Origin of the sequence: Bacillus sp. FSL H8-0545 (assembly GCF_038006105.1) — a bacterium.
GTDB classification, from domain to species: Bacteria; Bacillota; Bacilli; order Bacillales; family Bacillaceae_G; genus Bacillus_A; species Bacillus_A cereus_U.
Window position 1 is genome coordinate 1 of sequence record NZ_JBBOUO010000007.1, and the last position, 9,325, is coordinate 9,325.

Sequence of the window (9,325 nt, forward strand, 5' to 3'; positions counted from 1 at the left end):
TTCTATCTCATTTAATCAATCTCACCAAAGTTCATTGAGCCACAATAACAGAGAAAATATTCATGGAAATCCTGGCATCGATCCAGCCAGGTCAGAGGAGGATATTTACTTTGTTCAAAAGGACATCCGAAGTGTATACAAGGATATCTTTCAAGAAGCGGTGGACAAGTATAATGAGAAACAAAAACGGAATGACCGTAAGATTGAGGATTACTATGACAAAATACATAAAGACGATAAGACGCATGAGCAACGAGAACTCGTTGTAGCGATTGGGGAAGGCAAAGACGACCCAAAGTATAGGGAGGCCAAAAAGGAAGCACTGAAGTGCTATGCTGAGGCGTTTTAAGGGCGGAATCCAAATCTAGCAGTCTATAACATGGTTTTACATGATGATGAAGCCAATCCGCATTTACATATTAACTATGTACCGAATTTCGAAAGTAGTCGAGAATTAACGAAGCGTGTCGGAATGGATAGAGTCTTGCAACAACAAGGTGTAGAGGGAACGGGAAGAAAGTTAATTGAGCATTTTGAGTGTGAACATAAGAGAGAAATGACTAGACAGAGAAGATATGACATGGAGCGTTAGAAGGTTCTTTGACAAAGCTAGTAAATTTTTTAGGGAAACTTTGTTTGACAACCTTTTGAGAGAATATGTGTGATAAAATTAAAAAACGAGCCATGCTCCAACATGGCTCGTTTCAAAGGGTATTTCAGCGTAAATACCATAAACTTGTTTTCCTAAATAGATTATCATAATTTGATTGATAGTCCAATAGAAATTTAAGGTATTTGCGTTGGTGCTCGTACTATGAAAGGAGCAACAACGTATGACAAAAAAGATTATTAACTTTGGACAAGCTGAACAAAAAGCAAGAAAACGTGATTTAGAAATTGAACGGAAACATTTTGAAGAAGAACATGATGGAGTGGATCAAAAAACAGTAGATGAAGCTTTAAAGGTATTGAGTAAAGCTACTGGAGGTAAAGAAGTTTACATAGGTACGAAGAAATCTCCACAATCGAAAGTAAGGTTTGCTCAATTCTTGCAGAAGAACTGGGAGTTTTTAAGAAATGAGAAGTATTTTACGAGTGAAGAAAAAATTTTTTTAACTGATGTTCAATCAAATATTAGTATGCATTCAAATGCTATTGTAGATGACATAATGAAAAAGCCTGCAAATGCTTTAACAATTCAAGGTTTAGCTGATTGTTTAAATACATCTAGAACAAAGGTTAGTAGAGTAGTGAATGCTTTAATCAAAAAAGGTATTCTGGCTAAAGCTATTTCAGGGTCAGGCGATGTTAACAATTTTAATCAAGCCAAGGATTATGTACTATTTATTAACCCAAATATTATTTATGTGGGTGATAAAGACGATATAGACGAACATTTGATTTTGATGTTTAAAAAACAAATGAAGAATAATTCAATACTTAAAAAATTACCTCAAAAATTATTTTAAAAAAGAGCCTTTAATGGCTCTTTTTTTATTTAGTACCGTATCAAATTTAATACGGTACCGTATTAAATTTGATACGGTACTAAATCTCTGAAACCATTGATATATTAACCTTTTTTTAACTTTTAATAAGTCTTATACTCTCACTCTCTATATAAGGGCTAAAAGTTCCGCAAGGAACAGGTAGTATTTTTGAGCAAAGAACGCTCAAAAATCTCCACCTTGTCCGCTTTGCTCCCTCCCTGCAAAACTTTTTTCGGCTCGTTTGCTTTTCTGGCCAAGCCGAAGGACAAAAAGCAATACAATGGTTCTCGACTTGGACTAGCAAGTATACGAGCCGAACCGCTAGATCATTCGTCCTAGACTTGCTTTTATCCGTTGTAATGCCTACGTTTCAAACCGTGGGGTCTCGCCCCCCACACGACGAGCCAGCACTCTAAACAAAAAGCAAGGGGAAAAGATCAGATCAAAACAAAAAAACAACTAGCTCCCCGTTTAGTGTTTCTTTAATTTTCTTGATCTTCTCTAAAATACGGTCAATAGAATTATTCATTCTGCGCTCATACCCAAAAAATAAGTCAAAAATTGTGTTAAAATACAAAAATAGACAAACTTCAACAAATATTCCAATCCCTCATGTCATTGATACGAATAAATAAATTATATTAGGAGGAGTAATTTTATGATTGATGGAACTAATGTAGAGGCTATACCTGTATTTTTTTGGAGAATATATTATAGTGTTTTATTTATCTTTTTAATCATTGGTATTTTTAATTGTTATCAATTTAAAAAAGATAAACTCAAAATGAAATTAAATATCTTGAATTTAATCTTTATTGTTTCAATTCCATTTGTTTCTTTGCTTAATTCAATTAATCGAAAAGGTAACGAATATGATCATTTTATGTATTCTTTAAAACAATTTGATATATGGGCTATATATACAATGATAGGGTATTTGTATGTAATTATTTATTTCTTTTATAGTCTTTATTTTCTGATTAGGAAATATTTTCAAAAAAATAGTGAATAATTTGGTAAAACATAGTAAAATTGTCAACGGGGCAATAAAAAGGAAGGGTTGGGATTTTTTGTTAAATAACAGGAAGGTTTTAAGTAGTTTAGTAGCAGTCGGAATTTTATTTTCTGGTTTCACAAGTGCTGAAGCTTCTTCAGAAGGAGCAAATAATTTAAGTAATCAAGATAAGGAATTGTTAGAAAAAGCTTGGAAAGCCTCAGAGGAAACAGCCTTTAAACAAGAAAAAGAAGTTTTATCACAAATGAAAAAAGATGGTTTTTCAATTAAAAACTCTCCAAATTTAAACCAAGAAGTAGAGAGATTAAAAGAAGAAAATCCAGAAAAACATGAATACCTTTCAAATCTTACTAAATCAAATAAAATTAATAATAAAGGACTAAAACAACAATCTTCTATTGCCAATATGAGTCCTTATTATGGAGATGCTTTAGGGTCAGCTGGAGACATTTTAATTACTTATGATTCAAATACTTGGGGATTTCATCATGGTCATACAGCTATTGTAGATTGGGATAGAAGTTATATGATTGATGCTACTCCTACATATGGTGTTAAGAGAAGACCAAATAAATGGAGAAACTATAAAACTGAAGCAGCTTTAATTGTAAATGGTGCTAAAGGTGGTCAAACTACAAATGCTGTGGATTTTGCACTTAGTAAACAAGGATCACCATACACAATATGGACAACTAAATGGTCTGAAAGTGATTATTATTGTTCTAAGTTAGTTTGGCAAGCATGGCAAAAACAAGGATTTGATTTAGATTCTAATATTGGTGGTACTCGTGTGACAGATAAAGCATTGCTAAATCAGTTTGTTTTACCAGTAGAAATACATATGTCTAATAAAACTACTGCTTATTATAGTACTTCGAATTAAAAGGAAATCGCTTACATTCTTACAAAAGGATTGCTTAATTTCTAATTAAGTAGTCCTTTCTCATTTTTAAAAAATTAATCTGATTGGGTGTACTTTATGTCTAAATATAAAGGTTATTTAATATTTTTTATGTTAATTATTACATTTGTTACTTGCTATGTTCTTTATAATCATAAATTTCTTTCTAACAAAAAAACAACAAGTAAGATTACTAATATTTTAAAAGAAGAGATGAAACTTGTATATTCTTCTAGCTACATTATTCCATATAGTGAGATTATTGAAGTTGATAATGGAAAAATAAGTAAAACTCATAAAATTAATAGCTATGGTATTTATGATATTGTTTATGATAAAGAGAAAAATGGATTTTATTTGCCCTCTGGATATAGTAAAGAAGATTATTTTTTTACTCAAGAGAAAAAAGTAATCGATTTACAATTACCCCAACAAGAATCTACGACATTTTTGAAAAATGAAAAAGATTATTTAGTCTTATCACGTAATGTCTCATTAAATGAAAATTTATTAATTGTTAATGATCATAAGTATAATAAACAATATGAATTGAAATTAGGTTCATTTTTAAAAGAGGTAGCTTCAGACGATAAATATTTTTATACCATAGAAATTTACGGAAGCAGACCAGGTGCAAAATTACATGTTATAGATAGGTCACTAGGTACTCTATCTACCAGTATAGAGATTAGTGGTGAAGATATAGGTAAAAAAAATACTATTAAAGATATTAGACTAAATAATAATGAAGTACTAATATTTTTGGACGATAAAATTATTAGTTTTAACAAAGTATCTTATGAAAAGAGTATACATAAATATCCCTTCACTGAAAATTATGTAAATGTCATAGAAGTAAAAAAAGATGCTATAAGCTTAATTAGCGGAGACCCAAATGAAGGTTATTATGTTTATAAAATAGATAAGGGGTTTAAAGTTATCAATAAGAAAAAACTAGATTTCCCTCATGTTCTCATGACAATCAAAAATACTGATAAATATTTGTATGTCGCTAGTTTTAATGATAATGAAAATGAGGTTATTTATAAATTTAAACTAGATTCTTATGAAAAAGTTGGTGAGTTTAAATTACCTAACTCTAAAGATTTAATTATGACAAATTTTTATGTAGAAGGACAACTTTAAAAGTAAACATTAAGTAACTCCAAAACTACAACTTAAAAACTAAATTTAAAATACACATGCATATTCTATACATATTCAGTCAACATAACGTCCTATTATCGGTAGTAAATATTTTGATAGAACCCTTGTTTTGATGGGGTTCTTTTTTCTTTTCTAGTAAAATTGATATGCATGATTTTATACATGGCTGATATAGCGGGGATCCGAAGGATCCTTGCTATTCTTTTTTTTGCATAAAATCTTGTATAAATAAAAAAGATTTTGATGTTATTATCGAGAAGTAATACATATCGGTGTTAAAATCGGAATGTATTTCGAAATTAAATCGTTTTTAAAATCGGTTTTCATATCGGTTGTAAGTACATTCCGATTTTGATTGGAATGTTGATTTAATCGTGTTTTTTAAGTGAAAAACGTATTCCGTTTTTGGGGGAGGAATGAAAATTGGAACTAAAATCGGAAATGCATACACCGAAAATTGTTGCGGATCTTTTAGGGATCACACCCGATTTGCTAAAAGTATGGTCAAACGAATTTAACATACAAACGGAGCGAAGCCAGGGAGGGCATCGTAGATACTCGAAGGAAAATATAGAAGAATTAAAAGCAATAAAAGAAAAAATACAGATGCAAAAATGGTCTTACGATCAAGTTCGAGCATGGCGAAACGGAGAACTTGATTCGTTTGTTTCAAAAGAAGAAAAATCAGAATTAGAAAAGAAATTGAATGAAGTATTAGAAAATCAGCAGTTACAAAATCAATTCAATCAAGCACTTGTTCAAAAATTACAAGAAATTACGAATGAATTGGTTACGACAAAAGAACATTTAGCGAATACGGAGAAAAAGTTAACTGAAGTAGAAGGTAAAAACAGTGAATTAGAAGTTTTTATAGAGAAGAAGTTAGAGAAGCGAGATCAGTTATTGCTTGAAAACATTAGAGATATGCAGAAGCAAAATCAGAAACAAAAACGGAAAGGTTTTTTCGGTTTGTTTAAAAAATAAATATGATTGATATTTTTGTAGGGTTCTAATGTCGGAAAAAGAAGAATAGAAATATAGCATACATACAATAAGGGAATGCAGTATAGATCAGTCTACAAGCATTCCCTTGCTATTAGTATGTTATTTTTTTATAGAGTTTGAGTTATTACGATATAGGCCATGTATAGTAAAGATAAAAAGATAAATATATTTAGTGTTAAAAAAACGTATAAAATTATTTTTATTTTTTTAGATGCATCATTTTTAATCATATAGATAATGAATAGAATTGTGATTGATTGAAATAAAATGGTGAAAAATAAAAAGCTAATAGAAAATACTATAACGTTTGGTGTAAATCCGGTATTTGCAATAAGTAGAGTACTGATTATGTTAAGGATAAATGTAGTTATTATAAAAGTATATTTATAGATGTTTTTAATTTTGATCACCTACTTTAATTTTTTGTTTGATAATATAGTTGTTTATTTTTATGGTTATATATAAGTATTTTGTTATTGTTTTCGTCTACAATGTAAACATCTTTTTCTTGCCAATCTATCCCGTGAGCTATATCTTTGTCGATTGAAAATAAAACGTCTTTATTTCTAAAAGGAATTGAATTTCGATTAGCATGAATGTTTATTTCATGATCATTTATTTCAATGCTATAATCTCCCGAATAATTGGAGAAGAAAGGTGTTAATTTACTATAAATATATAGAATTTCTCTTTTATCGCTTTTTTGATAAAAGTGGGAATTAATAACCTTTAGATCTGTTGTTTTTATATCCTTTGGTATAAGTAAAAAGGCAATGAGACAATAAAATATAACAATAATAGTAATTAAAGAATATATGTAGAGAGAAGCTATTAATAAATATCTTTTGTAATTGCTTTGTTTTATTATCTGATTTTGCAAATTTGAATCCTCCTTTAATAAAGAATCAATTGAAACATTAAATAGATTGCTTAAGGCTAATAAATTGGTTAGATCGGGAAGACTTTTTCCTAGTTCCCATTTAGATATAACTTGTCTTGAAATAAATAATTGGCTGGCTACATCTTCTTGTGTCATTTTATTTATTAATCTTAAATGTTTTATTTTTTTTCCAATGTCCATATATGTACCTCCTTTAATTACTTTAATTATTCTAATGTTAAATAGTAAGAAACGCATCGTAGCGTTATAAAAAAGGCATGCAATGATCTGTTGCGGAGCATTTTATGGTGATTTATCTTCTTAATAATGGGGTACCACCAGCATTTTGGAAAAAACCCACGCTAAGAGCATGCAAGATTTTATACAGTTTTTCGGCTAATCCAGTAACAAACGAGAACCCTAAAACCCATACCAGGATAGGGATGTATAAAAAGATGAATAGCGTTATAGCAAAGAAAAAGGGGATTCTTTCTGAGAGTAAGGATTCCCCTTTTTCTTTGCTACCGATAATAGGACGTTATGTAAACATGAAATGAATACTTTATGCAATCAAAATACCTTTCATTATCTATATTCTTGATGTGGTACAATCTGGATAAAAGGTAGAAGGAGAAAGACAATGAAAGAAATCATTAAAGAGATTGTTTCCCCAAACAAAAGATACAAGGTTCAAGTTATCAAACGAAATAATCGCTTTTTCACTACAGAAGTTTTTGCGTGGTTTGAGGATTACGGATATAAATATTGGGCTCCTATTAAAAAGGGAATATCGTTAATTGATACAGAAAAACATGCTATAGCCATAGCAATGGAAGATTTAAAAGTGTATTCAGGTGAAAATGATTAATGGGTGTGGATTACACTTATCTCTGAACAAGAGAGGAGATTGCTGTAATATTAAAAATTAGCTTCCTATAACGGAATTTATGTAAACACAATTACTCTTATCTTTTAGATAAGAGTAATTGTGTTTTTTAAAACATAAAAAATTAGGAAATTCTTTACATTGTAAGCGTTTTCTTTTATAATAATAATGGGTTGGATGGCACGAGTGGCTATCAGGGTATCTGGCGTAGGTGGGGCCGATACTATGGACAGGTTAGAAATATTGTTTTTTATTATTATGAAATTCTACATATATTATAAAAAAGAGTGGAAAAGGAACTGACTCATAAGATTATGAGTCAGTTCCTTTTCTGTTTTGCTACCAATAAGTGGGGTTATGTAAACTTTTAATATGGTTTTTAATTTTTGGACAGGATTAAAATTGTTAAATAAAAATTATTTATACAAACTAATCCCTTATCTATAATAGATAAGGGATTAGTTTAATTTTGTTGTATGGTGTAAACAAAATTGAGTGTCATAATATATGGTAACATGAATATTCATGTGTTTTTAAAATTTTATTTATTTTAAATAAACAAAAAGAACTAGTATCATACTAGTTCTTTTTGTTTGTAGATCCATATTTAAGTAGTAGGGTACTACATATAAATCAATACAATATTAGAAGTAAAAGGATACCAACCTTTGTACAGATTAATTATAGCATAAGTTTTCAGAAAAAATATATTTATTAGTTGGTTATTTATTCCTTGTTTTATCGTGTTTTGAATGTATACTTTTGCCAGTGGTTTTGGGAAAAATGAGTAAGTTGTAATGAAGTTAATAAAACCAAAGGTTCGAATGTAAACTAATATTGAAAAGTTTACTTTCGGGTGTTTTTGATAAATATGGATTTGAAGGTGTTGCATAAGAATTACCTGATCCTATTAGTCAGTGGTTGGTAGAATATGGTCAAAATGCTAAACTTATTAAGTAAGAGAGGAGAACTAATTAAATGATTAAGCCTTTATATGTAGAAAATATTATAGTAGGTGTAAAATATAAAAATAAGTTCAATTGGTATATAACTGAACCGGATTTATGGTATTTAGATTATAATCAAGCTGGGTACTTTCCTAGTGAATATCCAGAAGAAAGAAAAGGCATTAGTATTTTAAATGAGACTACAATAGCTCATTTTTTAGAAAGAATAGAAAAATATGAAAGATTTACAGAAGATATTAGGTTAGAATTTTTAAGGGAATTAAGAACTAATAGAGAAGAAGCCTATTATGATTATAATCCATGTTTCTTGATAGATTTTGAACGTTTAATTTTTTATTCTAATTATCCAGAATCAATATCTTTTGAAGAATATATTCCGAATAACTGGAGAGGTTATTTACAGCGATTTGATGAACAAGTACTCTATGAGTATAGATACTGGGAAGATAAGAATAAAAGCTATTTAGTTAGAGAGGATTAAGTTATACAAGAAAATAAATTAACTATGATAAAAGAAACATTCTTAAGGTAAAGGGCAATTCTGAAAGGGATATGTCCTTTTTGTGTTATCTATTTGAGTATTAAAAGGGGCTAGTACTGAAATAGATAAGAGGTAGTTGCATGGCGTGTGTCAACGGTACCGGACCGAACCCGAAAGGGTACGGGAGGATAAGGAGTTGACACACTCACTATGCGACCCTCTTGGATTGTCAAAACGTTTACCGTTTTGGCCTGCCAACCGGCGAGGGAGCCCCTCAAGGATTGAGGGGGTGGGGAGTTGGATTGATGGGGTCAAGGGGAAGAGTTCCCCTTGTAGGTTCGGACAAAGTCCGAGGTCTTTTTGCCATGCTATGCATGGCTCGGCGGAGCCGAAAAGCGTCGCAGACCCCTATTGATTTTGATGCGTTAGCGTCAAAATAAGTATAGGGTTACTCTAATTGACTCCATTTCGTCGCTTTGCTAGACTTATGGTATCAATTAATCTAGGGAAAGTGGTGGCATTTTATGTTGGG

The 9,325-nt window shown here is 30.3% G+C and carries 8 protein-coding genes and 1 pseudogene; 8 read left to right on the top strand and 1 reads right to left on the bottom strand.

All coding sequences use genetic code 11. From position 1 onward, the window contains the following. From MHI07_RS29225 to MHI07_RS29250, 6 genes and pseudogenes are all read left to right on the top strand, one after another. Positions 1-533 (top strand): annotated as a pseudogene (locus MHI07_RS29225) (plasmid recombination protein); the annotation flags it as partial. A 300-nt stretch (positions 534-833) separates the two neighbouring features. Next, positions 834-1,469: a MarR family transcriptional regulator gene (locus MHI07_RS29230; protein ID WP_340827320.1), complete on the top strand. Its 636-nt coding sequence runs from the start codon at positions 834-836 to the stop codon at positions 1,467-1,469. 679 nt (positions 1,470-2,148) lie between these two features. Beyond that, positions 2,149-2,502 carry a hypothetical protein gene (locus MHI07_RS29235; RefSeq protein WP_340827321.1) on the top strand — a complete coding sequence of 118 codons (354 nt, stop codon included), beginning with the start codon at positions 2,149-2,151 and terminating at the stop codon, positions 2,500-2,502. Continuing rightward, the gene (locus tag MHI07_RS29240; RefSeq protein WP_340827322.1) at positions 2,495-3,388 is read left to right on the top strand and encodes a YiiX/YebB-like N1pC/P60 family cysteine hydrolase; all 894 of its coding nucleotides are present in this window, start codon (positions 2,495-2,497) and stop codon (positions 3,386-3,388) included. The genes MHI07_RS29235 and MHI07_RS29240 overlap by 8 nt, the downstream gene beginning before the upstream one ends. Before the next feature lie 96 nt (positions 3,389-3,484). Beyond that, positions 3,485-4,552: a hypothetical protein gene (locus MHI07_RS29245; protein WP_340827323.1), complete on the top strand. Its 1,068-nt coding sequence runs from the start codon at positions 3,485-3,487 to the stop codon at positions 4,550-4,552. A gap of 444 nt (positions 4,553-4,996) precedes the next feature. Further along, entirely contained in the window at positions 4,997-5,557 is a 561-nt protein-coding gene (locus MHI07_RS29250) for a MerR family transcriptional regulator (RefSeq protein WP_098721488.1), read from the top strand. A 436-nt stretch (positions 5,558-5,993) separates the two neighbouring features. On the opposite strand, the gene MHI07_RS29255 is transcribed toward MHI07_RS29250, so the two are convergent. After that, on the bottom strand, positions 5,994-6,659 hold the full coding sequence (locus MHI07_RS29255) for a helix-turn-helix domain-containing protein (protein WP_340827324.1): 666 nt from the start codon (positions 6,657-6,659) through the stop codon (positions 5,994-5,996). Positions 6,660-7,098: 439 nt separating this feature from the next. On the opposite strand from MHI07_RS29255, the gene MHI07_RS29260 reads away from it, so the two are divergent. Together MHI07_RS29260 and MHI07_RS29265 are read left to right on the top strand one after the other, a co-directional pair. Beyond that, complete coding sequence (locus MHI07_RS29260) at positions 7,099-7,326, top strand: hypothetical protein (protein WP_215582645.1); 228 nt, start codon at positions 7,099-7,101, stop codon at positions 7,324-7,326. A gap of 996 nt (positions 7,327-8,322) precedes the next feature. Next, positions 8,323-8,793: a hypothetical protein gene (locus MHI07_RS29265; RefSeq protein ID WP_098148505.1), complete on the top strand. Its 471-nt coding sequence runs from the start codon at positions 8,323-8,325 to the stop codon at positions 8,791-8,793. The last annotated feature ends 532 nt before the right edge of the window (positions 8,794-9,325 follow it).

Bases quoted from the DNA above. Each gene is read 5' to 3' on its own strand.
- MHI07_RS29265 (WP_098148505.1), top strand. From the start codon at position 8,323: ATGATTAAGCCTTTATATGTAGAAAATATTATAGTAGGTGTAAAATAT.
- MHI07_RS29255 (WP_340827324.1), bottom strand. From the start codon at position 6,659: ATGGACATTGGAAAAAAAATAAAACATTTAAGATTAATAAATAAAATG.
- MHI07_RS29260 (WP_215582645.1), top strand. From the start codon at position 7,099: ATGAAAGAAATCATTAAAGAGATTGTTTCCCCAAACAAAAGATACAAG.
- MHI07_RS29230 (WP_340827320.1), top strand. From the start codon at position 834: ATGACAAAAAAGATTATTAACTTTGGACAAGCTGAACAAAAAGCAAGA.
- MHI07_RS29245 (WP_340827323.1), top strand. From the start codon at position 3,485: ATGTCTAAATATAAAGGTTATTTAATATTTTTTATGTTAATTATTACA.
- MHI07_RS29235 (WP_340827321.1), top strand. From the start codon at position 2,149: ATGATTGATGGAACTAATGTAGAGGCTATACCTGTATTTTTTTGGAGA.